This is a genomic window from Chitinophagaceae bacterium (genome assembly GCA_016710165.1).
Taxonomy (GTDB): domain Bacteria; phylum Bacteroidota; class Bacteroidia; order Chitinophagales; family Chitinophagaceae; genus Ferruginibacter.
Map to the genome: position 1 here is coordinate 1,071,259 of JADJLJ010000001.1, position 22,922 is coordinate 1,094,180.

Sequence of the window (22,922 nt, forward strand, 5' to 3'; positions counted from 1 at the left end):
AAAAATGAGGCCTTTTAATTTTTATGCTCTTTGTTTAGCAGGGACTTTCTTTTTTGCTTTACGCAAAGCAGATTGAATATTCTTGCTCAGGTTTTCGTACGTGGGTTTGCTTGTGACCATTTCGCCATTCACAAAAAATGCCGGTACGTCTTTTATCCCCCTTTCAATACCCTCGTTCAGATCGTTCATAACCTGCCAGCCATAAGTGGAGTTGATGAGGTCATCCAGGAAATGTTTGTTAATAACGCCTGCCTCCTTGGAATACAATTTAAGACTGGTGGTTCCCAGCCTGCGGCGGTTATCGAACAGTATATTGTGCATCTCCCAGAATTTTCCCGCCTGTGAAGCTGCAACAGCCGCTTCGCCAGCCTTCATGGAACGCTGATGTATCCGGGTCAACGGGAAATGACGGAACTGGAACCTTATCTTGCCGTCAAATTCTTCCAGTAATTTCTTTACCACTTCATTTGCCCTCGCACAATCATCATTTTCATATTCGCCAAACTCAACCAGCGTAACCGGTGCATGTTTATTACCCACATATACATCCCTGGGTTCAATGATCTCCACCACTTCTTTTGCTTTCATTGCCATAGTACTTGCCTTTTTTGTTGTATCAAACAACTTTTCATTAATGTATTAATATTCTGTTCAGTTCCTTTTTTCTTTTTGCAATTTTTCACGCATTGCTTCATTCCTGAATACCACCGTTCCGTCAAACACATCCACCAGTACGGGTTTTGTCTTGTCCACATCACCGGCCAGTATCCGTTTGCTTAACTGGTTTACAATTTCTTTCTGGATCAGGCGTTTGAGCGGTCTTGCACCAAACTGGGGATCGTACCCATTCTCTGCCAAAAAGTCCAGCACATAATCGCTGAATTGCAAATTGATACCTGACTGTGCCACCAATTGTTTCAACCCATCCAATTGAAGCCCGATAATGCCCTTTATCTCTTTTTTCATCAGGGGCTCAAACATGATCACTTCATCGATGCGGTTCAAAAATTCAGGACGAATGGTCTGTCGCAACAGGATCATCACTTCGGCCTTTGTCTTTTCCACCACCTGTTCTTTGTTGGTCTCGGTTACATTTTCAAAGTTCTCCTGGATGATATGGCTGCCCATATTGCTGGTCATGATGATGATCGTATTCTTAAAATTCACCATACGGCCCTTGTTATCAGTTAGCCGGCCATCGTCCAATACCTGCAATAATACGTTAAAAACGTCAGGATGCGCCTTTTCAATTTCATCCAGCAGGATCACGCTATAAGGTTTGCGCCTTACCGCCTCGGTCAGCTGGCCCCCTTCGTCGTAGCCCACATAGCCCGGAGGTGCCCCAATAAGCCTGCTCACAGTGTGTTTTTCCTGGTACTCGCTCATGTCGATACGGGTCATCATGCCGTCGTCATCAAAAAGATAAGCCGCAAGTGCCTTGGCCAGTTCGGTCTTTCCTACCCCGGTTGTACCCAGGAAAATGAAGGAGCCGATGGGCTTTTTAGGGTCCTGCAGCCCGGCACGGCTTCGGCGTATGGCATCCGAGACTGCTTCAATGGCCTCTTCCTGGCCTACTACCCTTTTATGCAGTTCTTCCTCAAGGTGCAGCAATTTCTCCCGCTCACTCTGCATCATTTTCATAACCGGTATGCCGGTGGCCTTGGCCACATTTTCTGCTATGTCCTCTGCGTCCACTTCTTCTTTCAGGAGTCTTTTTTCGCTGATGGCGGATAGCTGGGTGGTAAATTCAGTAATGATCCTTTCCTGTTCCTGAACCTTGCCATAGCGTATCTCTGCTACTTTTCCATACTCACCTTCCCGTTCGGCCTTATCGGCAGCCAACTTAAGGTTCTCTATCTCCGCTTTGGCATTCTGTATCTTTTCCACGATCTCTTTCTCCTGCTGCCATTTGGCTTTGAACGTATCCCGTTCAACAGAAAGATTGGATATATCCGTGTTCAACTGTTTAAGTTTCTGCTCATCATTTTCCCTTTTGATAGCCTCCCGTTCAATCTCAAGCTGCCGGATCTTTCTTTCCAGTTCGTCCAGTTCCTCAGGCATGCTGTTCATTTCCAGCCTCAGTTTGGCAGCACTTTCATCGACCAGGTCGATGGCCTTATCGGGCAAGAAACGATCCGTAATATACCGGTTCGATAATTCCACCGCTGCAATAATGGCCTCATCCTTTATCCGCACATGGTGGTAGGTTTCGTAGCGGTCCTTCAACCCACGAAGGATGGAAACCGCATCTTCCACAGTTGGCTCATCGATCATCACTTTCTGAAAACGGCGCTCAAGCGCTTTATCCTTTTCAAAGAATTTCTGGTATTCATTTAACGTGGTGGCACCGATGGCCCGCAGTTCTCCCCTTGCCAGGGCCGGTTTCAGGATATTGGCGGCATCCATCGCCCCGTCGCCGCCGCCTGCACCAACCAGTGTATGGATCTCATCTATGAACAAAATGATCTGCCCGTCACTGGTACTTACTTCCTTTACAACTGATTTTAATCGTTCCTCAAATTCACCCTTATATTTTGCTCCGGCGATCAACTGCCCCATATCCAGTGCATAAATGACCTTCGATCTCAGGTTCTCCGGAACATCGCCGTTCACAATACGCATGGCCAGGCCCTCGGCAATGGCTGTTTTACCAACGCCGGGTTCACCAACCAGGATGGGATTGTTCTTACTTCTTCTTGACAGGATATGAAGGGTCCTGCGTATCTCCTCATCCCGCCCGATCACCGGGTCTAATTTTCCTGACCGGGCCATCTCATTCAGGTTCTTTGCATATTTACTGAGTGCATTGAACTGGGTTTCGGATGTTTGAGATGATATGGTGGAGCCTTTTTTCAGGTCTTTGATCGCAGCGATCAATCCCTTCTCTGTAAGGCCTGCATCTTTCAGTATCTTGGAAGTATTATCACTGCCCTGCAGCAGGGCAAGCAAGAGGTGCTCAACACTTATGAACTCATCGTTGAATGTCTTTAACGTAGCGGTTGAACGCAGCAGCACATTATTTGCCTCACGGCTAAGGGATTGTGCCGGCTCGCCACCGGAAACTTTCGGCAATTTATTCATAGCTTCGCCCAGCTTATCCTCCACATAGCTAATGTTGACGTTGTTCTTCTTCAGCAAAAATTCAACAGGCGAATCCTTATCATTCAGCAAGGCCTTCAGGATATGCTCCGTATCAATATTCGTATTGGCATCATTAAAAGCAAGTTGCTGGGCCTGCTGTAATATTTCCTGTGATTTTATGGTCAGGTTCTGTAAACTCATATTATCGGTTTTGCATTTAACTCACAAAATATAATCCAACCTCAAATACAGGCAATTATGGCATACAATACTGATCCATACTGCCGCAAAAGCAGCCCGGGAGAGGATGGTATGCTATTGTTGCATAAATGACGGTACCGGGGTATTAAATGCCCGGGGCAGGAATAATGTTGGAGGGCTTTTGTATTTTTATGAAAAAGCCTGACATGCCTGAGCTAAACAAACAAAAACTGGCCCCCAAAAAGGTCTTTTACCGCAGGCTGTGGAATAATGCGGTCTTCGGTTCCCTGATCATGCTATCAGCGCTTGCCATCGGGGTGGCCGGGTATAAATTCACCATTCCTGAATTGGGCTGGTACGACAGTCTTTTAAATGCTTCCATGATCCTAAGTGGCATGGGCCCGATGATCGACCCGGACATTTGCCTTACAAAAACAGCCAAAGTATTTGCTTCGCTGTATGCATTGTTCAGCGGTGTGGCTTTCATCAGCACCATCGGTATCCTGATCGCCCCCATTGCACACCGTTTCTTTCACAAGCTGCATTTAGAAGATACTTCTGCCGATTGATGAGTAATACTGCCAGACATACCCGGATCATTAAGACCATTGCTGCCGATATGGGGTTTGATCACTGCGGCATTGCAAAAGCTCACCGGCTGGAAGAAGATGCAAGGCGGCTGGAGAATTGGCTGAACAAAGGCATGCATGGCACCATGCAATACATGGAAGATCATTTTGACCTCCGCATCGATCCTTCAAAACTGGTTCCCGGGGCCAGGTCGGTTATCACTTTATTGTTCAATTATTTTCCTGCACAGCAACAACCTCCCGGGGCACCCAAAATTTCTAAATATGCCTTAGGCAACGACTACCACGAAGTGATACGAACCAAACTGAAACTGTTTTTACAGAAGATCAGGGAGCAGGTTGGGGAGATCAGTGGAAGAGGCTTTGTTGACAGCGCTCCCGTACTGGAAAGAAGCTGGGCACAAAATGCCGGTATAGGATGGGTGGGAAAAAACGGCAACCTGATCAGCAAACAGGGAGGTTCATTTTTCTTTATAGCCACCCTCATTACAGACCTGGAACTGGAATATGATGCTCCCTTTATCAAGGATCATTGCGGCACATGCACAAAATGTATCGACGCCTGTCCTACCGAAGCGATCCTGCCGGACAAAGTGGTCGACGGCAGCAAATGCATTTCTTATTTTACCATCGAACTGAAAGAAGCGCTGATACCGGGATCGATGAAAGGCAAATTCGACAACTGGATGTTTGGTTGCGATGTATGCCAGGATGTTTGCCCCTGGAACCGCTTCTCCAAACCAACCCATGAACTGAACTTCACCCCCCTGCCCCAGGTATTACACTTCACAAAGAACGACTGGGAAGAGCTTACGGAAGAAAGCTTTAAGACCATTTTCCGGAATTCGCCACTCCGGCGAAGCAAATACCAGGGAATAAAAAGGAACCTGAAATTCATTAGCCACTGACGCAGCCGGTTCATAAAAGCAGTTTCAATCCATTGTTTGTATACGGAACAAGTTCGGGAGATCCTGGGTCTAATTCGGTAACCAATACATCGATATCACGGGTTTCGCAAACCCGGATGCGCTGCACCGTGTTCAATTTTTCAGCAATGGACAGCGATACTACTTTGGAGGAAGATTCGATCATTGCTCTTTTTACCTGCACCACTTCCCAGTCATTGTCCGTGAGCCCCTGCCTGGCATCCAGTGCATTGGTGCCCAGGAAACAGATATCGGCCTTTATCTGCCGGATCTTTGAAATGGCTTCTCCGCCCACACTTATCTGCGAACTCTTCGACAACTTATCACCGATCAGGATGATCTCGATATTCGGATGATGCAGGTATTCAAGTGCAGCCGGCAGGCTCCCGGTAATAAAGGTGGCATGTAAATTCTCGGGCAATGCCTTTGCCAGTTCGATAATGGTGGTGCCGCCGGTAGTAAGCACAAACATCCCGTCCTGGATCAGGCTGGCTGCTTTTTGTGCGATCTGCTTTTTGCTTTCCAGCGCATATACTTTTGATGAATTGAAAGAATTATGGAAAGACTTGGAAAGGGCACCGCCATGTACTTTAATGAGTTTGCCATGATCCGCCAATTCCTGCAGGTCCCTGCGTATGGTATCTTCCGATACATTTATTCCCCCGCTCAGGTCTGCAACCAACACCCGGTTATGCAGGTTTACACTGTGAAGAATAAAAGCCTGGCGTTCTTTCTTGAGCATAGCAGTCAGGAGTATTTCCGTTAACCCTAAGATATAAACAATATTAAGGCCCTGCAAAATATTGCAGCTTTTTTTACATTAAATTGCAGGAAGCCGCATGGCACCAGGCGTAGAACCATGAATAAGAACATTGAGAAACTTTACCGGATCGCAGCCAAACCCGCCCGTACCATCATTGGCCTGATGAGTGGCACTTCTGTTGACGGTCTTGACGTGGCATTATGCCGTATGGAAGGCCACGGGCCGGGTACAAAGCTTAGGGTACTGCAGTTTGAAACAGTTCCTTTTGATGCAGGCATGAAAGCAGAAGTGAGGTCTGTATTTAGCAAGCAATATATTGACCTTGAAAAGCTTACCCTGCTGAATGAATGGATTGCCATTCAGCATGGGAAGATCGTAAATGACTGCCTGGGAAAATGGAATATCAAAGCGGATGATATTGACCTCATCGCAAGTCACGGACAAACCATTTACCATGCACCGGAAAGTTTACATAAACAGGCAAACTTTGGTAACGCAACACTCCAGATCGGCGATGGCGATCACCTGGCAGTAACAACCGGTATCATCACGATCAGCGACTTCAGGCAAAAACACATCGCAGCCGGTGGCGAGGGTGCCCCCCTGGCCGTTTATGCCGATTACCTGCTCTTTGGAAAAAAAGGTGAACACCGGGTGCTACTCAACATCGGGGGCATTGCAAACTTTACTTACCTGCCCTCCGATATGGATCCTGCAAAAATATTCAGTACCGATACCGGCCCGGGTAATACCCTGATGGATGCTTATATGCAACAGCATTTTAAGGATACATTCTTTGATGAGAACGGAACCCTTGCTTCGGCAGGAAAAATAAATAACAAACTGCTGGAGGCCCTTAAGGCAGATCCTTTCTTCAGCCAGCCCTTTCCAAAAACAACCGGCCCGGAGCTATTCAACCTGGATCTCCTGGCAACGGCACAGGAAGTTTCAGGTACACCTGCCATCAGCCCGGAAGATGTAATGGCTACCTTGAACCAGTTCAGTGCAGATACCATTTCAGATGCCATAAAGAATACCACTGAAAGAACGGATCATATGCTGCTGTATGCAAGTGGCGGGGGAATACATAACCCGGTCCTGATGCAGCACTTGAAAACACAACTGCCTCATTGCAGTTTTTATACTACCGCCAGCCTCCAGGTTGATCCCGATGCGAAAGAAGCTGTTTTGTTCGCATTGCTGGCGAATGAATGTGTATGCGGGGATGTAGCCGATTATGGGAAAGGCACTTCAGCCATGCCGGCTGTTTCCATGGGCAAGATCAGTTTTCCTGCTTAATGCTTCTCGCAGTGGTCCTTCAGGCTGTTCAAAGCATCTTCATAACCCTGCCCGGTTATCTTTTCAATGAAAATACCATAGAATTTTTCCCAGGGATACCATTTTAACTTTATGAGTACATTCCATTCTGCCTGCACCTGGTTGCTGTCGGCAAGAGGTAAAACCTGTATCGTATTTAATACCGTATTCTCCCCTTCCCGTATTAAGGAAGCGGTCAAGCTGTTTCCCGACCTGCCGGTGATTACCATCTTATTGGTTCTGTTCTTTGACACCCATTCGCAGGTATCGGCTCCACGAAACCGGATTGCGGATGAATCGGCTTTAAAGACCGGTTGCCAGTTCTTCCAGTTTTGCAGATCGCTTACCTGTGCAAAAACTCTGGCCGCATCGGCATGGATCACAACGCCCCTTGTTATCATTACCCGTGAAGGAATGAAAAGGGAAAGGATGGTTATAAAAACAAAAAGTCCGGCCAGGACGATCACAAATCCTTTGAATAAACGCATGTTCATATCATTCCCATTTAAAAACTTTAACTGAAACCATGTAAACAGCAATGCCCCACAGCAGGAGAATGCCCAGTTCGGCCCGCACTTCCCATAAATTCTGCCCCTCAAAAGCAACCCGCCGCATGGCGGTATTCAAATGGGTCAACGGCAGGGCATTTGAAATGGGCTGCAGCCATTTTGGAAAGACCTCCACCGAAAAAAATGTTCCCCCCAGTAAGAATTGCGGCAAGGTTATCAGGTTGGCGAAGGGGGGGATGGTACTGTCGCTTTTTGCCAGGCCACTGACAATAAATCCAAAGCCCATAAAAACAAGCAACCCGGCAAAACTCAGCACCAGCATTTCCAATAAGGTCTGAAAACCATGTATGAGGGTAAATCCAAAGAGCAGGTTCCCGGCCATAATGATCACCACAGCGGTGATCATCTGGAAGATCACCCGGCTTAATGCTTCCCCCAGCACAATATGGGTACGGCTGATGGGGGTAGCAAAAAAACGTTTCAGCACCAGGGTATTCCGCAGGTTAAAAAACATGAATGCCACGCCAAAAACACCCGAACTCAGCAAAGAAAAACCCAGTTGGCCCGGCAGGATGAAATCAATTGTTTTATATTCCCGCACTGTTTCTATATCTCTTTCATAATTAAAATCCAGCACCGCAAAATCGGGCCGGTTTGCATATTTGGTATTACTTACTTTATTGGCAAGGGTTTCCAGTATGGGCATCAGCTGAGGCCATTTATCATTACTGGCATTTGAACTTTGAATGCTGTAGGTGTAGACAGGATCTTCCTGCCCCGTCTTTACGATCTTTAAAACACCCGCTATCCTGCCCTTGATGATATTTGCCTGCAATTCCTTTTCACTGGCGAATGAAACGAGCTTTATACGGCTGCTTTGTTTTACCGAATCATAAAATGCATTGCTGGTATCGCAGTCCTTTGCAAGAACGACCCTATAAACAGGTGCCGTTCCGCTGTTCCCGATAAAACCAAATACCAGGATGAATACAAAGGGAAAAACAAAACTGAAAATAACCGCCGAAGGGCTGCGGAATATAGCCCGCAGGCTGGCCTTGGTGATGGCCAACATAGCCCTTACCTGGCTGTATTTTTGCATAAAGCAGTGAAATTTAGGGCGTAAAGCTATCTGTAAAAAATGACTAAAAAAAACTTGGGCAACCCCGACATGTGTCGTATGTTTGTACGACAAAAGTCGGGAAGATGAAAAAGAGCACGCCTCCAAAAAAATCAAAGGCCTATATCCAGAAAGATAAATCAAGTAAGGTTGGTGAGCCCTTGCCTGTTTACCGCAGTGTGAAGGCATTGCCTGCGGTAAAGGATTTTACCTACAACGAATTTAAAAAGATTGCAGACAAAGCCCCTTTTACCCAGGCGGAGTGGGCTGCCATCCTTCACGTAAGTGAACGCACCCTGCAGCGTTATGCAAAAGACAACAGCACGTTTGCTCCTATTAATGCAGAGCGGGCTTTGCAAATTGCCAGGGTTTTAAAAGAAGGCGAACTTACTTTTGGTAAAGTTGAAAATTTTTACAGCTGGATAAAACGGGGACCATACATGCTGGAAGGAAACCTTTCTTTTGATTCACTCACCAGCTATGAAGGGATCCAGCGGGTATTAACACAACTTGGCAGAATTCAACACGGCCTTTTCGCATGATTGTATACAGGATCAGCAGTGCTGAATTCAGCAACGACATCAGTGGCACAGGCGCTAAACGGATGGGGGCCCGCTGGAATTCAAAAGGAGTACCCTTATTGTACACATCCCAGCATATCTCCCTGGCTGTTCTGGAAATGCTGGTCAACACAAATTTTAAGGATTACGACATTGCACTGGAACTGATGTATATAAATTTTCCCGACCAGTTGCCCACTGCCTTCATTGAATTAAAGAACCTGAAGCAAAACTGGAAAGAAGATCCTGAATATACCAGGTACATTGGAGATGAATTCATTAAACAGAAAGAATCCCTTATCCTGCGGGTACCATCGGCCGTGATCAACGAAGAGCATAACTACCTGGCAAACCCGCTGCACCCCGATTTTAAAAGATCAGGATCAGTAAAACAAAATCGTTCTGGCCCGATGAAAGGCTTTTTACCATCTGATGAATAAAACGTACCTACTCCTCGGCAGTAACATGGGCCACAGCAAAAAAAAATTGCTGAAGGCGGCAGCACTGATCGAAAAACAGGTTGGAAAGATAATCCGTCAATCAAGCCTGTATACTACGGCCGCCTGGGGCAATACCAACCAGCCCGATTTCCTGAACCAGGTGATCGTTGTGGAAACAAAACGCACAGCAGTGCAAACCATGCAGGCCATCCTGGCTATTGAAAAAAAGATGGGCAGGATACGAACGGTGAAGAATGCGCCCCGCATCATTGACATAGACATCCTCTTCTTCAACAAACAAATAATCAGCGAGGCTGCCTTGCAGGTGCCGCATCCGCAGATACAGAACCGGCGCTTTGTGCTTACGCCGCTTAATGAACTTTCGCCAAACCTCATACACCCGGTACTGAAAAGGTCTGTTCACCACCTTTTTATACACTGCCCGGATAAACTGAATGTGAAAAAGTTTTAATGGCGTAAAAGCCCTTTCCCCTTATTTTGCAGTTCGCTTTAAAACGCTGCATGAAGTATAACTTTGTTACCATAGAAGGAAATATCGGCGCCGGTAAGACCACACTGGCGCATTTATTAAGCAAACATTTCAATGCAAGGCTGATACTGGAAGAATTTGCCGATAACCCCTTCCTGCCAAAGTTTTACGAAAACCCGGGCCAGTATGCTTTTCCGCTGGAGCTTTTCTTTATGGCCGAACGGTACAAACAGCTTAAAGATCTGCTGCAGACAAAAGACATGTTCCAGAACATTACCATCTCTGATTATCTCTTCACCAAATGCCTGTTATTCGCCAAGGTCAATCTTCCCGAAGAGGAATTCCGGCTTTACCAGAAGCTTTTTGAGATCATCAACCCGCAGATCGTTCAGCCGGATATACTTATTTACCTGCACACACCGGTAAAGAAACTGCAGGAGAATATAAAAAAACGTAACCGGGAATACGAACAATCCATCCCGAATGACTACCTGTTCACGCTACAGGAGACGTACACCCAGTACATCAAGCAGCATAACATCAAGACCCTTTTTGTGGATGCCGGCAACGCCGATTTCCTGGGAAATGATGAACATCTTAAAGTTATTATTGATGCCCTGGATAAAGAATACGACGAAGGGCAACATTATATAACTTTGCCCTGATAAATAAAATGAACAGCGACAAACTCCCCGGCGAATTCAGGAACTTCATCTTTGCCCGCCTTTTCTTTGTATTGGGGTTACGCATGATAACCACCATCGTTATTTACCAGGTGTTTCACCTCGCCAATACCTATATGGTGGGTTTTGCCGGCCTGGCCGAATTTGTTCCCGCTGTTATTGCCGCCATTTTTGCCGGCCATTATATTGATACGCACAACAAAAAGAACATCCTGGTATGGGCCTATGTTTTTTACATGGGTTGCGGCCTTGCACTTGCACTGGTAAGCCTCCCCTATTTTGGTCTGTCCAATACAACAAAACTCACCGTCATTCTTTCAGCCGTTTTCTGCACGGGTATCATCCGTTCTTTTGCCGGGCCTGCCGCCAACAGCATGATCGCTGCCATCGTTTCCCGGGAACATTTGCAGAAAGCCATTTCGTACAATTCATCCACCTGGCTGATCTCTTCCATCGGCGGGCATGCCATTGGCGGTTTGCTGATCGCCGCGGTGGGCATCTCCAACGCTTATTTTGTGACAGCCGCCTTAATTTTAACTGCCGGCATATTTGCCCTGCAGTTGAAACCAAAGCCCCCGGTGAGACAAACACAGGAAGAATCCCTGTTCGCCGGAATTAAAAATGGTTTTGCCTACGTGTTCAACAACAAAAATCTCCTGGGCGTGCTCTCGCTTGACCTTTTTGCCGTGTTGTTTGGCGGTGCGGTCGCTTTTATTCCCGAAGTGGCATCCAAGGTATTGCACACCGGGCCCATCGGTTATGGCTTTTTAAACGCTGCCATGGACCTGGGAAGTCTTATCAGCATGGCCATACTGGTCAAATACCCCATGCGGCATAGGCAGGGAATGAAAATGCTGCTGGCCGTTGCCGGCTTCGGCATCTGCATCATCATCTTTGGTTTATCAAAATGGTACTGGCTCAGTTTTGCGGCGCTGCTGGTTGCCGGCCTGTTCGATGCAGTGAGTGTGGTGGTGAGGGGAACCATCATGCAATTATTCACCCCCGATGAACTGCGGGGCCGGGTGGCATCCATCAATCTTATCTTTATCAATTCTTCGAACGAACTGGGCCAGTTTGAAAGCGGCGTCACTTCCCGCTGGTTTGGCACATTGCCGGCCATTATTTTTGGCGGGGCCATGTCGATGCTGGTAGTGGCTGCTACCTGGATCAGGTTCCCAAAGTTGAGGAAACTGGAATATTAGAGCGAACGTCACAGCGTGGAGGAATGCCGGATCCATCTACAACTACGGAACAATTATTTTGTTGCCCCAATATGTTTCCATGGCATCTCCATTGCACCCAAACCTTTCGTTGCTATACCAACGGGAAACAATAATGCTGTTATAACTGAATCCACGTTGAAACAAAACGATCCTCATTTCATTTTTAAAAACCGGGATGCGTATATTTATGCAACAAAGGTAAATACATGAAACATGTCAGCAACGCCAAACTGTTTTTCAGCTTATTTACATTTATCATTATAACCGTATGCACGGGCTGCAGACCGGCCCCCCACCTCAAAGCCGGGGAAGGTTATGTGAAGGTGAAAGGAGGAAAGATATGGTACCGGATCTTAGGAGAAGGCAAACAAACACCTATCCTCATGCTGCATGGCGGGCCAGGCGGCACCAGCAGGTCTTTTTATCAATTTGCTTCTTTAAGCGAAACCAGGCCGGTCATTCTGTTTGACCAGCTTGGTAGCGGACGGTCTGATCATCATACAGACACTACCTTACTTAAAATTGAAGATTTTGTTGAACAGGTAGAAGCACTAAAAACCTCCCTTGGATTAAAAGAGTTTTACCTGCACGGCCATTCATGGGGTACTGCTTTGGCCCTGGAATATTACCTGAAACATCCAAAAGGCATCAAGGCTATCATATTCAACAGCCCCTATTTCAGTACGGCGTTATGGGAAGCGGATGCCGATACACTTATCAGCACATTACCGGATTCCATTCAACGGGCAATTAAAACAGGAGAAAAAAATCATGCCTTTGAATCACCCGAATATAAAAATGCCAATGAAGTATTCAGCAAAAACTTTGGTGTGCGTAAAACGAGGTTAACAAGTGAACTGGATACAGCAACTGCAAAAAGCAATACGTTCATTTATAATTACATGTGGGGGCCCACTGAATTTACGGCAACCGGCACCCTTATTCATTACGACCGGGTACAAAGTTTAAAGACAATTACTGTTCCAACCCTTTTCATAACCGGCGAATTTGATGAAGCCCGTCCGGCAACGGTAAGATATTTTCAGCGTTTGGTACCCAATGCCCGCTATGTCATGATCGAAGGTGCCGGTCATGGAACGATGCATGATAACAGAAGCCAGAATTTGAATGCTATAAAAATGTTTTTAGATGAAGTGGAGCGCAGGTGATTCATTTAACCCCGATCAACTTTTCCAGCACATAATAAACAATGGGGCAAAAGCTGGAATTCTTTAAGGTAAGCGCCTGCCTTTTCAGCAACACATCTTCATCGGTATATGGGAACCGGCTGCAGTCAGATGGCCTGGCCTCATAGATGCTGCAGTAATTATCTGTACCCAGGAATGGACATGGTGTCGACCTCAGTACATAATCTCCTTCTTTATCCACGTACAGGTAGGTATTGATGAAATCGCCTTCTTTCATCTTCAGGTACCTGGCTATCCGCTTGATATCGGGTGTTTTGAACCGGGGCGAATAGCTCTTGCAGCAGTTGCCGCATTGCAGGCAGTCAATTTTTTCAAACGCCTCCTCATGCAGGGTGGGCAGGGCTTTAAGCACTTTGTTCTTATCGGCCCGGTTCAGGAACTGCTTGTACTGCTTCTGATGGCCGGCCGACCGTTTTTCCCAGTTATGTAAAACTTCTTCTGCCATTTATATGAATTATTGACTCTATATATCCCCCAATTTTCCACAGGTCAAAAGTAGCAAACTTATTCCCTCCAAATCTTGCCCGCTTATCGTAAATTTGCGCCACCAAAGTTCATACAAAGATTGCTGTTCTCATTTTTGAACGAAACTCACTTTCCGGAAACAGGTTCTGTCATGCTGCGGTACGAAGCATCCCGGCAAAACATCCATCCGGTATATAAGAATGAGATGCTTCGTTCCTCATTGTGAAAGGACAAAGAGTTTATTGAGCAGCAAACGGTTCATACTTTGGCAGATCTGAAAAATAAAACATAACCTTCTCAAACAGTTATATGAATCTCTTCGAACAACAACAATACGAATTTGCAGGCAGGCATATTGGCCCCAACCAGGAAGACACCCGGTCCATGCTCAAAACCATTGGTACAGGATCCATGGATGAACTGATCAGCAAAACTGTTCCGGCTTCCATCCGGCTGAAAAAGCCGTTAAAGCTCCCCGTGGCACAAACCGAGTTTGAATACTTAGATGAGCTGAAGAAAATTGCCGCGAAAAACAAGGTGTACAAAACCTATATCGGGCAGGGATATTACAATACCATCACCCCCGGTGTGATCCTCCGCAATGTTTTTGAGAACCCGGGATGGTATACACAATACACACCCTACCAGGCGGAGATATCGCAGGGGCGTTTGGAAAGTTTACTCAACTTCCAGACCATGGTTTGTGACCTGACCGGTTTGGAATTGGCCAACGCCAGTTTACTGGATGAAGCAACCGCTGCTGCGGAGGCCATGGCCATGTTGTTCCACCATAAAAATAAAAGCGAGGTGATCACATCTCCTAAATTCTTTGTTGATACAAACCTGTTTGAACAGACCAAGGAAGTACTGCTGACCAGGGCCACTCCCATCGGGGTTGAGCTGGTACATGGCAATTATGAAACCGCATCGCTGGACGAAAGTTATTTCGGCGCCATCGTGCAGTATCCAAACAGCATTGGTTCTGTTGAAGATCACCGCGATTTCATAAACAAGGTTCATGCAGTGAATGGTTTTGTGGTAATGGCAACCGATCTGCTGGCGCTCACTTTATTAACTCCCCCCGGCGAACTGGGAGCGGATGTGGCAGTAGGTTCTGCACAGCGTTTTGGTGTTCCCCTGGGGTATGGCGGGCCGCACGCTGCTTTCTTTGCAACCAGGGACGAATTTAAAAGAGGTATGCCGGGCCGCATCATCGGGGTAAGCATTGATGCACAGAACAACCGGGCCCTGCGCATGGCGCTGCAGACCAGGGAACAACACATCAAAAGAGAAAAAGCAACATCCAATATCTGTACGGCACAGGCATTGCTGGCCAACATGGCTGCCATGTACGCGGTGTATCACGGACCGGATGGATTGAAGAAAATTGCACAGCGCATTCATGTTTTAACGGCTGCCGTTGCCAGGTCATTGGAAAGCAACGGGGTAAAAATCATCAACAGGCATTTCTTCGATACATTGACCTTTGAAGTTCCGGATACCGGCGCCTTTAAAAATGCAGCAGAAAAGAACAAGGCCAATTTTCATTACCAGGCAAACGGCAGCATCAGTTTATCCATTGATGAAGTAGCATCCAATTATATTGGTGAGACTGAAAAGAACCTGAATGCCATTTTTAAAGAAGCCACATCAAACGGTATTTCCCTGTCTTTTGAGGAAGCCGGTAAACTGAATGGATTGCAAAGGACATCTTCGTATTTAACGCACCCTGTTTTTAATACACACCGCAGCGAAAGTGAAATGATGCGTTACATCAAATCGCTGGAAAATAAGGACCTGAGTTTAAATACATCCATGATCAGCCTGGGCAGCTGCACCATGAAACTGAATGCCGCTACTGAATTGATCCCGGTAAGCTGGCCGGAGTTCAACAGCATTCACCCTTTCGCACCCCCTTCACAAACCAAAGGGTACCAGTACATCATCGCAAAACTGGAAGAATACCTAAGTAAGATCACCGGGTTCACCGCCTGCTCCCTGCAACCGAACAGCGGCGCCCAGGGTGAATATACCGGGCTGCTTACCATCCGGGCCTATCATGCGGCAAGGAATGAAAGTCACCGCAATATTGTTTTGATCCCCATTTCTGCGCACGGCACCAACCCTGCCAGCGCTATTATGGCGGGCATGAAAGTGGTGGTTGTGAAAAGCACCGAAGAAGGATTGATCGATATAAAAGACCTGAAAGAAAAGGCAGAAGAAAATAAAGACAATCTTGCTGCGCTGATGGTAACCTATCCAAGCACGTATGGCGTATTTGAAGAAGGCATCAAAAAGATATGCAAGACCATTCATGACAATGGCGGCCTTGTTTATATGGACGGTGCGAATATGAATGCACAGGTGGGCCTCACCAGTCCGGGCATGATCGGTGCGGATGTTTGTCACCTGAACCTGCACAAAACATTTGCGATACCCCATGGCGGCGGCGGTCCGGGTGTTGGGCCAATTTGCGTAAACAATAAACTGAAACCCTATTTACCGGGACATAACGTAAAGGACACGTTGAGATCAACGGAAACGAATATTCATGCGGTGAGTGCAGCCCCGTATGGCAGTGCAAGTATTTTACTCATCAGCTATGCATATATTAAAATGCTTGGCGAAGCGGGTGTGCGAAGTGCGACCGAATATGCCATCCTGAATGCGAATTACATGAAGGCCAAACTGGAGAAGTACTACAAGATACTTTATACAGGCACCCATGGCTATTGTGCCCATGAATTCATCGTTGACCTGCGCCCGTTCAAAATAACGGCGGGCATTGAAGCCGAAGATGTGGCCAAGCGTTTAATGGATTACGGGTTCCATGCGCCAACCATGAGTTTCCCGGTACCCGGAACGATCATGATCGAACCTACGGAAAGCGAGGACAAAGGAGAACTGGACCGTTTCTGTGAAGCACTCATCAGCATTTACCACGAGATAAAATCCATTGAAGATGGCAACGCAGACAAAACGGATAATGCATTAAAGCATGCACCCCATACCCAGCAGGTGGTTTGTGCCGATGAATGGGACCATGCCTACAGCAGGCAGGAGGCAGCATTCCCGCTGGCCTATGTGATGAAGAACAAATTCTGGCCTTCCATAGCCCGTATCAACAACACCTTTGGCGACAGGAACCTGATCTGTACCTGCGAACCGATGGAAAGTTATATGGAAGAAAAAGTTTAGAACTAACAGTTTAAATTCAACTAAAAGCCCATCCACCAGTTAACGGATGGGCTTTTTTATGCTACCGTACCATCAAAAAATTGTACATTCCATTATGCAAAATCAATTTTTGTTATATGGGGCAAATGGGTATACCGGTAAACTCATTGCAAAACTGGCTGCAAATTATCATTTACAACCCATACTTGCCGGAAGAACAGAAGCAAACGTAAAACCACTGGCTGATGAATTACAACTCCCCTACCGCATTATTGATCTGGATAATAAAGAACAATTAGAAAATGCTTTAGCAGAGGTTAAATTAGTATTGCATGCCGCAGGCCCCTATGTGTATACAGCCAAACAAATGATTGAAGCCTGTTTACAAACCGGTGTTCATTATATTGATATCAATGGCGACATATCGGTTTTTGAAATGCTGAAAAAATATGATGCGGCGGCAAAAGCAAAAAACATCATGGTCATGCCGGGCGTTGGGTTTGATGTGGTGCCAACAGATTGTATTGCACTTCAGCTGAAAAATAAAATGCCGGATGCTACACATTTAAAACTGGCATTCGTTTCTGTCGGAGGTGGCTTATCACACGGCACAGCAACAACCATGGCCGGTAAGATCGGAGAGGGTGGTGCTGTTAGAGAAAATGGAAAGATTGTAAGAAAGCCATTGGGACAAAAAGGGATATGGGTAAATTTTTCCGCAGGATCCGGTGGAAGTGAGAAAAATTTATTTGTGATGACCATCCCCTGGGGAGATATCTCAACTGCATACACAACAACCGGAATACCCAATATAGAAACCTTTACGGGCATTCCTCCCAAAGTTTACAGGGCATTAAAATTTCAATGGGCATTTAACTGGTTATTAAGGACCAATTTTGTACGCAACATTATCAGGAAGAAAATAAAAGCCAGGCCTGCGGGGCCATCGGATGAACAAAGACAGAAAAGCAGCAGCATGGTTTGGGGCGAAGTAAGCAATGGACCAGGCGAAAAATTAAATGCCTGTATCAGTTGCCTGGATGGATATACATTAACTGCCCACAGCAGTTTACTCATCACCAGTAAAATACTGGAAGGAAATTTTAAAACCGGTTACCAAACGCCGGCGGGATGTTATGGTGAATATCTGATCATGGAAGTACCGGGCACAAATATTATTTAAGTCTTTATCACAATTTGATTGCCTGCTAATTTTTAAAACAGTAAATTACCTTTCCAATCTAAAACGAATCAATATGAGAAAACAAATTCTGTTTGCAGTTATCCTTTTCATTTCCGGCAACGGGCTCTTTGCACAAAGCGATGTTGACAAGATCAGGAAGGAAGGTCTGCTGAACTCCAAAGTAATGGAGATCGCTTTTCACCTCACAGATGGAAGTGGTCCCCGGTTAACGAATTCTCCCGGATTTTTAAGAGCAGCAAACTGGGCCAAAGATGAATTGACCAAAATGGGCCTGGTAAATGCTACCCTGGAACCCTGGGGAGATTTTGGCCAGGGCTGGGAACAGAGCCGCTGTTATGTTGCCATGACGGCTCCTTATTATGCCCCGATCATCGCCATACCGAGGGCATGGACAGGAAGCACTCCCGGTAAAAAGACGATCAGCAGCGAAGTGGTGCTCATCAGGGCGAAAGATTCAGCAGAACTGTTTCAAAAATATTCCGGCAAGCTGAAGGATAAAATCGTGATGGTTTATTCAAGGGACACATTGAAACCGTCATTCACTTCAGACGGGGAGCGTTTTACAGATGAAGCGCTTGATAAAATGGTCAATGCAAAACGGGATAGCAGCCGCCGTCAGCAGGCCAATGCCACTCCCGAACAAATGGCTGCAAGGCGCCAGCAGCAATCATTGCAACGGCAAATGGAAAATTTTTATAAAACCGAAAAACCGGCCCTGGTATTAAGCATCAATGGCCGCGGAAATGACGGAACCCTGTTTGTACAAAACGGCAGTTCGTATTCAAAGGATTCCACCAGGTATTTCGCCTGGGTGATGTTATCGAGCGATGACTATCTAAGGATACAGCGACTGGTTGAAGCAGGGCAGAAAGTGGAACTGGAAGCAGATGTGAAGACAAAATTTTACAACTCCGACATCAAGGGATACAATGTTATTGCTGAAATTCCCGGTACTGACCCGGTACTGAAAAATGAGATCGTTATGCTTGGTGGTCACCTGGATAGCTGGCATGGTGCCACCGGCGCCACCGATAATGCAGCCGGTTGTGCAGTGATGATGGAGGCCATACGGATCATCAAAGCATCCGGGTTGCAGCCCAAACGCACCATCCGCATTGCATTGTGGAGCGGGGAAGAGCAGGGACTATTGGGATCAAGGGGCTATGTGAAAAATCATTTTGCCGACCCGGCCGACATGGTGCTGAAGCCGGAGCATGAAAAAGTATCTGCGTATTATAATTTAGATAACGGAACCGGGAAGGTTCGTGGCATTTATTTGCAGGGCAATGCAACTGCCGGCGCCATCTTTGCCAAATGGCTGGAACCATTTAATGACCTGGGTGCTAAAACAGTAACCATCAATAATACGGGGGGTACTGATCACCTGGCATTTGACGGGGTTGGCATTCCCGGCTTCCAGTTCATCCAGGATGCCATTGAATACGATACCCGTACACACCATACCAACATGGATACGTATGATCACCTGGTGCCGGATGACCTGAAACAGGCTGCAACCATCATTGCTGCATTTGTTTATAACACGGCACAGCGGGAAGAAAAAATTCCCCGGAAAGAATTGCCAAAGCCCAGGGGCAATGCAGGTAGAAATTTTTAACCGGAATAAGGAAGGCGCATTTAAAATGCGCCTTCCTTAATTAATTATATGCCGGAACAGGTTATTTTTCTTTTGCTACGGTCAGCCTGGTAAATTCCGAACCGCTGTAGATCTTGGCCAGTTTATTATCACTGGTCTTTTTCCACTCCGGGATATGCACCTCAGAAACAATGCGCCAGAAGTTTTTTGATTTAAGGTCTTCGTAATCGGGCGAAGTGACAAAGATCCCAACTATGGAATTCCGTTTTTTGAATTCAATCTTAACACTTGTCTTAGCCAGGTGAGAGGGCTCAAGAAATTTTGTGATCACATCGTTTACCATATTTTCAATTTCCGGCAAATGTACGCTAAATAAGGCTCTTAATCTAATTTAATTATACCCGGTAGCAGACCGCATTGATATTCATACCCGCACCTACGGAGGCAAAAAGGATCACATCCCCCTGTTTTAAATTGTGTTCCGGCATCCTTCCTTTTCTTACCATATCATATAAAGTAGGTATGGTGGCTACCGAACTGTTGCCAAGGTTATGTATGCTCATGGGCATTATATTACCGGGAACAACGGAAATACCATACAGTTTATACATCTCCTTAATGATCCCTTCATCCATTTTTTCATTGGCCTGGTGAATAAATATCTTTTTCACGTCACCGATGTTCACCCCGCTGTTATCCAGGCATGTCTTCATGGCCAATGGTACATACTTGATGGCATATTCATACACTTTTCTTCCCTTCATTTTTATATACCGTATGCGGGGATCAGAATCCGGGTAATAGGATTTACCCAGGTGCAGGTAATCAACCTCGGCCCCGCAATGCGACTGAACACTGCTCCCCAGTACACCGCTCCCTGTTTCTGCTGCATTTTTGGCCTCCAGCACACTGGCGCCTGCACCATCCGAAAAGATCATGCTGTCCCGGTCATACACATCAAGCACCCGGGATAATGTTTCGGTACCGATCACCAGGCATTTCCTGGCAATGCCTGCTTTGAAATAAGCATCGGCCTGGATCACTCCCTGTACCCATCCCGGGCAACCAAACAGTATATCGTACGGAACGCAGGAAGGATTTTTAATTTTCAGGGAATGTTTAACACGTGATGCAAGGGCAGGCAACACATCGGTTTGAATGGTGTGCTTGATCACATTCCCGAAATTATGCGCCACGATGATCTGGTCGATGGTCTCCGGATCACAGCCGGAATCCTCAATGGCTATCCTGGCAGCTTCGGCGGCCATATCAGAAGACTCAATACCGGCAGGGGCATAACGGCGCTCCTGGATACCGGTTATCTGTTTGAACTTTTCTACAATGATATGGGGTTCTATATCCAGTGCTGAATTATCCTCTGCATAAAAATTATGGCTGGCAAAATCCTGGTTGGTCTTTACATAAGCCGGTATGTAGCTGCCTGTGCCTGTAATCACAGTTCGAACTGACTGGTTCATAAAAAAGAATTAAAACGTAATAAATGGCAGGCTATCGCTGATTATAAAGTTACCAAATAATCATTCGAAAACTACTTTTTTCCCAACGTATTTTACGGGTCAGTCTTAATTAATAACAGTAAGTTTGGTTACTAATATGATTTTATGAGACGAAGTCTGCCTTCTGTTTTTATACTATTTTTCCTTTTGTACCAGGTTCCGGCCCGGTCCCAACCAGCAGTTTCTATCCCGGCTTATACTGCCTATGCCGTGCCGGAAGAAGAAGGTACGGAGGATGATGAAAGTAAAATGTTCTCCGTAAAAAATGGTTTACAAAACTGGACGGACAACAAATACCAAATACAGTTCTTTTTCAGGATCAGGAACAAAGGCAGCCTGCAGCTTTCGCTTTTACTAAAAAATGATAGCCCCGGAAATTTGTTATCCATTACAGTAGCCGGGAAGAACTTCAGTCTTACCGTTCCCCGGTCCAAAGAATTTAAGACGGTGAAAATAGGTTCAGTGCCGGTCACGGATACAGGATTTTATGTGCTAACGATCGCATCGCCTGTAAAAAAATCCGGCACGATCGCCGATATAAAATCACTGGAGCTGAGCGGCGATGCTGTCCGGAACATTCATTTTAATTCAAATGCAAGGAGAAATTCCGCGTCGGTACATCTTTTATACCCGCTTCCCGATACGGTGAACGTGATCTCGTTCTACAACGAGATCAGCATCCCCGAAGGTGCCGATCATTTACATAGCTATTACATGGCATGCGGTTTTGCCCGGGGCTATTTTGGGATACAGGTCAACAGTGCCACCGAACGGAGAGTGATCTTTTCTGTCTGGGACGCAGGTAATGAAGCGGTTGACAGGAACAAGGTGGCCGCTGAAAACAAAGTACAGCTGATCGCCAAAGGGGAAGATGTTTTTGCAGATGGCTTTGGAAATGAAGGCACCGGTGGCCACAGTCATTGGGTGTACAACTGGAAGGCAGGCGAAACCTATAAGCTTCTGGTAACAGCCACAACAGATACTGCTGCGAACAGCACTACTTACGCCGGTTATTTCTTCTTACCGGAACAGCAGAAATGGAAACTCATCGCAGCATTTAAAGCCCCCAAAGATGGCAAGCCCTTACGGAAACTATATTCTTTTGTTGAAAATTTCCAGGGAACGAACGGCCAGTTGTCCCGCAAAGCCTATTTCGGCAATCAATGGATACGAAAAGAGAACGGCGAGTGGAAAGAAATGACCAAAAGCACATTCAGTTATGACGCCACCGGCAAGGCGGGCGACCGGGTCGATCATGGCGGCGGGGCTGAAAACAACAGGTTCTATTTATGGAACGGAGGCTTCAAACCTGCAGATGCACGGTTCGGCGAACCCTTTAACAGAACAGCAACCGGGGAAAAACCGGTTATTGATCTATATAAAAATGCCGACAGCCTGGCGGAGATCAGCAAAGAGAATAAACAAATATTTGCAGCGATACAGGAAGGGAAATTTGATACGACCGGAAGTTCTGCCGGCATTTATTATAAGATATTGCAGGAAGGCAATGGCGACTTTGTTTCTCTGAATGATACCCTGGTTGTGTATTACAAGGGACAATTATTGAATGGTTCCGTATTTGATCAAACAAAAGACAAACCGGCTGTTTTTCCCTTAAAGCGCCTCATCAAGGGCTGGCAGGCAGGCCTTCCTTTTTGCAGGCAGGGGGGCAAAATAAGGCTGATCATCCCATCCCCGCTGGCTTATTCTATCCGGAATTTGGGAGTGATACCCCCAAACAGTGTGCTGATCTTTGATGTAGAAGTACTTGAAATAAGAAGGCCGCATTAGCAAATACGGAATAAATCTGGTCAGTTAAGAATAAAACACTATATTTGCGCTTTATTAATTACA

Annotated in this window: 21 protein-coding genes; 13 read left to right on the plus strand and 8 right to left on the minus strand. The window is 46.2% G+C overall.

Annotated elements, in window-relative coordinates:
- Positions 1-21: 21 nt before the first annotated feature.
- Positions 22-594: a DsbA family protein gene (locus tag IPJ02_04760; GenBank protein MBK7374881.1), complete on the minus strand. Its 573-nt coding sequence runs from the start codon at positions 592-594 to the stop codon at positions 22-24.
- Between the two features lie 57 nt (positions 595-651).
- Positions 652-3,282 carry an ATP-dependent chaperone ClpB gene (gene clpB, locus IPJ02_04765; GenBank protein ID MBK7374882.1) on the minus strand — a complete coding sequence of 877 codons (2,631 nt, stop codon included), beginning with the start codon at positions 3,280-3,282 and terminating at the stop codon, positions 652-654.
- 206 nt (positions 3,283-3,488) lie between these two features.
- Between clpB and IPJ02_04770 the strand changes: the two genes are divergently transcribed.
- On the plus strand, positions 3,489-3,851 hold the full coding sequence (locus IPJ02_04770) for a hypothetical protein (protein MBK7374883.1): 363 nt from the start codon (positions 3,489-3,491) through the stop codon (positions 3,849-3,851).
- Positions 3,851-4,780, plus strand: coding sequence for a tRNA epoxyqueuosine(34) reductase QueG (gene queG / locus IPJ02_04775; GenBank protein MBK7374884.1), 930 nt, complete (start codon positions 3,851-3,853; stop codon positions 4,778-4,780). The genes IPJ02_04770 and queG overlap by 1 nt, the downstream gene beginning before the upstream one ends.
- A 10-nt stretch (positions 4,781-4,790) precedes the next feature.
- Here queG and IPJ02_04780 read toward each other — a convergent pair whose 3' ends face one another.
- Positions 4,791-5,540 (minus strand): DeoR/GlpR transcriptional regulator, encoded by a 750-nt coding sequence (locus tag IPJ02_04780; GenBank protein MBK7374885.1) that lies wholly within the window; start codon positions 5,538-5,540, stop codon positions 4,791-4,793.
- 117 nt (positions 5,541-5,657) lie between these two features.
- Between IPJ02_04780 and IPJ02_04785 the strand changes: the two genes are divergently transcribed.
- Positions 5,658-6,860 (plus strand): anhydro-N-acetylmuramic acid kinase, encoded by a 1,203-nt coding sequence (locus IPJ02_04785; protein MBK7374886.1) that lies wholly within the window; start codon positions 5,658-5,660, stop codon positions 6,858-6,860.
- Here the strand turns inward: IPJ02_04785 and IPJ02_04790 are convergent.
- Positions 6,857-7,372 carry an SRPBCC family protein gene (locus IPJ02_04790; protein MBK7374887.1) on the minus strand — a complete coding sequence of 172 codons (516 nt, stop codon included), beginning with the start codon at positions 7,370-7,372 and terminating at the stop codon, positions 6,857-6,859. The two genes, IPJ02_04785 and IPJ02_04790, sit on opposite strands and share 4 nt — an antisense overlap.
- Before the next feature lies 1 nt (position 7,373).
- Positions 7,374-8,486 (minus strand): ABC transporter permease, encoded by a 1,113-nt coding sequence (locus tag IPJ02_04795; GenBank protein MBK7374888.1) that lies wholly within the window; start codon positions 8,484-8,486, stop codon positions 7,374-7,376.
- A gap of 104 nt (positions 8,487-8,590) precedes the next feature.
- Between IPJ02_04795 and IPJ02_04800 the strand changes: the two genes are divergently transcribed.
- From IPJ02_04800 to IPJ02_04825, 6 genes are all read left to right on the plus strand, one after another.
- Positions 8,591-9,046: a DUF2384 domain-containing protein gene (locus tag IPJ02_04800; protein ID MBK7374889.1), complete on the plus strand. Its 456-nt coding sequence runs from the start codon at positions 8,591-8,593 to the stop codon at positions 9,044-9,046.
- Positions 9,043-9,504, plus strand: coding sequence for an RES family NAD+ phosphorylase (locus IPJ02_04805; protein ID MBK7374890.1), 462 nt, complete (start codon positions 9,043-9,045; stop codon positions 9,502-9,504). Before IPJ02_04800 ends, IPJ02_04805 begins: the two co-directional genes overlap by 4 nt.
- The gene (gene folK, locus IPJ02_04810) at positions 9,497-9,976 is read left to right on the plus strand and encodes a 2-amino-4-hydroxy-6-hydroxymethyldihydropteridine diphosphokinase (protein ID MBK7374891.1); all 480 of its coding nucleotides are present in this window, start codon (positions 9,497-9,499) and stop codon (positions 9,974-9,976) included. Before IPJ02_04805 ends, folK begins: the two co-directional genes overlap by 8 nt.
- A 50-nt stretch (positions 9,977-10,026) precedes the next feature.
- Complete coding sequence (locus IPJ02_04815; GenBank protein ID MBK7374892.1) at positions 10,027-10,659, plus strand: deoxynucleoside kinase; 633 nt, start codon at positions 10,027-10,029, stop codon at positions 10,657-10,659.
- 8 nt (positions 10,660-10,667) lie between these two features.
- The gene (locus IPJ02_04820) at positions 10,668-11,879 is read left to right on the plus strand and encodes an MFS transporter (protein MBK7374893.1); all 1,212 of its coding nucleotides are present in this window, start codon (positions 10,668-10,670) and stop codon (positions 11,877-11,879) included.
- 227 nt (positions 11,880-12,106) lie between these two features.
- Positions 12,107-13,069, plus strand: coding sequence for a proline iminopeptidase-family hydrolase (locus IPJ02_04825; GenBank protein MBK7374894.1), 963 nt, complete (start codon positions 12,107-12,109; stop codon positions 13,067-13,069).
- Position 13,070: 1 nt separating this feature from the next.
- Here IPJ02_04825 and IPJ02_04830 read toward each other — a convergent pair whose 3' ends face one another.
- A complete protein-coding gene (locus IPJ02_04830; protein ID MBK7374895.1) occupies positions 13,071-13,553 on the minus strand; it encodes a YkgJ family cysteine cluster protein in 483 nt (160 codons plus the stop codon).
- Between the two features lie 329 nt (positions 13,554-13,882).
- On the opposite strand from IPJ02_04830, the gene gcvP reads away from it, so the two are divergent.
- From gcvP to IPJ02_04845, 3 genes are all read left to right on the plus strand, one after another.
- Complete coding sequence (gene gcvP, locus IPJ02_04835) at positions 13,883-16,771, plus strand: aminomethyl-transferring glycine dehydrogenase (protein MBK7374896.1); 2,889 nt, start codon at positions 13,883-13,885, stop codon at positions 16,769-16,771.
- A 94-nt stretch (positions 16,772-16,865) separates the two neighbouring features.
- On the plus strand, positions 16,866-17,933 hold the full coding sequence (locus IPJ02_04840; GenBank protein ID MBK7374897.1) for a saccharopine dehydrogenase NADP-binding domain-containing protein: 1,068 nt from the start codon (positions 16,866-16,868) through the stop codon (positions 17,931-17,933).
- Between the two features lie 73 nt (positions 17,934-18,006).
- On the plus strand, positions 18,007-19,572 hold the full coding sequence (locus IPJ02_04845) for a M20/M25/M40 family metallo-hydrolase (protein MBK7374898.1): 1,566 nt from the start codon (positions 18,007-18,009) through the stop codon (positions 19,570-19,572).
- 61 nt (positions 19,573-19,633) lie between these two features.
- Here IPJ02_04845 and IPJ02_04850 read toward each other — a convergent pair whose 3' ends face one another.
- A complete protein-coding gene (locus tag IPJ02_04850) occupies positions 19,634-19,894 on the minus strand; it encodes a short-chain dehydrogenase (GenBank protein ID MBK7374899.1) in 261 nt (86 codons plus the stop codon).
- Positions 19,895-19,946: 52 nt separating this feature from the next.
- Positions 19,947-21,029, minus strand: coding sequence for a ketoacyl-ACP synthase III (locus tag IPJ02_04855; protein ID MBK7374900.1), 1,083 nt, complete (start codon positions 21,027-21,029; stop codon positions 19,947-19,949).
- Between the two features lie 144 nt (positions 21,030-21,173).
- Between IPJ02_04855 and IPJ02_04860 the strand changes: the two genes are divergently transcribed.
- The gene (locus IPJ02_04860) at positions 21,174-22,859 is read left to right on the plus strand and encodes a DUF3472 domain-containing protein (GenBank protein ID MBK7374901.1); all 1,686 of its coding nucleotides are present in this window, start codon (positions 21,174-21,176) and stop codon (positions 22,857-22,859) included.
- Positions 22,860-22,922: the final 63 nt, after the last annotated feature.

Coding starts and splice junctions, on each gene's coding strand:
- gcvP (MBK7374896.1), top strand. CDS start 13,883: ATGAATCTCTTCGAACAACAACAATACGAATTTGCAGGCAGGCATATT.
- IPJ02_04820 (MBK7374893.1), top strand. CDS start 10,668: ATGAACAGCGACAAACTCCCCGGCGAATTCAGGAACTTCATCTTTGCC.
- IPJ02_04840 (MBK7374897.1), top strand. CDS start 16,866: ATGCAAAATCAATTTTTGTTATATGGGGCAAATGGGTATACCGGTAAA.
- IPJ02_04855 (MBK7374900.1), bottom strand. CDS start 21,029: ATGAACCAGTCAGTTCGAACTGTGATTACAGGCACAGGCAGCTACATA.
- IPJ02_04815 (MBK7374892.1), top strand. CDS start 10,027: ATGAAGTATAACTTTGTTACCATAGAAGGAAATATCGGCGCCGGTAAG.
- IPJ02_04795 (MBK7374888.1), bottom strand. CDS start 8,486: ATGCAAAAATACAGCCAGGTAAGGGCTATGTTGGCCATCACCAAGGCC.
- IPJ02_04790 (MBK7374887.1), bottom strand. CDS start 7,372: ATGAACATGCGTTTATTCAAAGGATTTGTGATCGTCCTGGCCGGACTT.
- IPJ02_04845 (MBK7374898.1), top strand. CDS start 18,007: ATGAGAAAACAAATTCTGTTTGCAGTTATCCTTTTCATTTCCGGCAAC.
- IPJ02_04860 (MBK7374901.1), top strand. CDS start 21,174: ATGAGACGAAGTCTGCCTTCTGTTTTTATACTATTTTTCCTTTTGTAC.
- folK (MBK7374891.1), top strand. CDS start 9,497: ATGAATAAAACGTACCTACTCCTCGGCAGTAACATGGGCCACAGCAAA.
- IPJ02_04830 (MBK7374895.1), bottom strand. CDS start 13,553: ATGGCAGAAGAAGTTTTACATAACTGGGAAAAACGGTCGGCCGGCCAT.
- IPJ02_04850 (MBK7374899.1), bottom strand. CDS start 19,894: ATGGTAAACGATGTGATCACAAAATTTCTTGAGCCCTCTCACCTGGCT.
- IPJ02_04785 (MBK7374886.1), top strand. CDS start 5,658: ATGAATAAGAACATTGAGAAACTTTACCGGATCGCAGCCAAACCCGCC.
- IPJ02_04780 (MBK7374885.1), bottom strand. CDS start 5,540: ATGCTCAAGAAAGAACGCCAGGCTTTTATTCTTCACAGTGTAAACCTG.
- IPJ02_04800 (MBK7374889.1), top strand. CDS start 8,591: ATGAAAAAGAGCACGCCTCCAAAAAAATCAAAGGCCTATATCCAGAAA.
- IPJ02_04760 (MBK7374881.1), bottom strand. CDS start 594: ATGGCAATGAAAGCAAAAGAAGTGGTGGAGATCATTGAACCCAGGGAT.
- IPJ02_04770 (MBK7374883.1), top strand. CDS start 3,489: ATGCCTGAGCTAAACAAACAAAAACTGGCCCCCAAAAAGGTCTTTTAC.
- clpB (MBK7374882.1), bottom strand. CDS start 3,282: ATGAGTTTACAGAACCTGACCATAAAATCACAGGAAATATTACAGCAG.
- IPJ02_04825 (MBK7374894.1), top strand. CDS start 12,107: ATGAAACATGTCAGCAACGCCAAACTGTTTTTCAGCTTATTTACATTT.
- queG (MBK7374884.1), top strand. CDS start 3,851: ATGAGTAATACTGCCAGACATACCCGGATCATTAAGACCATTGCTGCC.
- IPJ02_04805 (MBK7374890.1), top strand. CDS start 9,043: ATGATTGTATACAGGATCAGCAGTGCTGAATTCAGCAACGACATCAGT.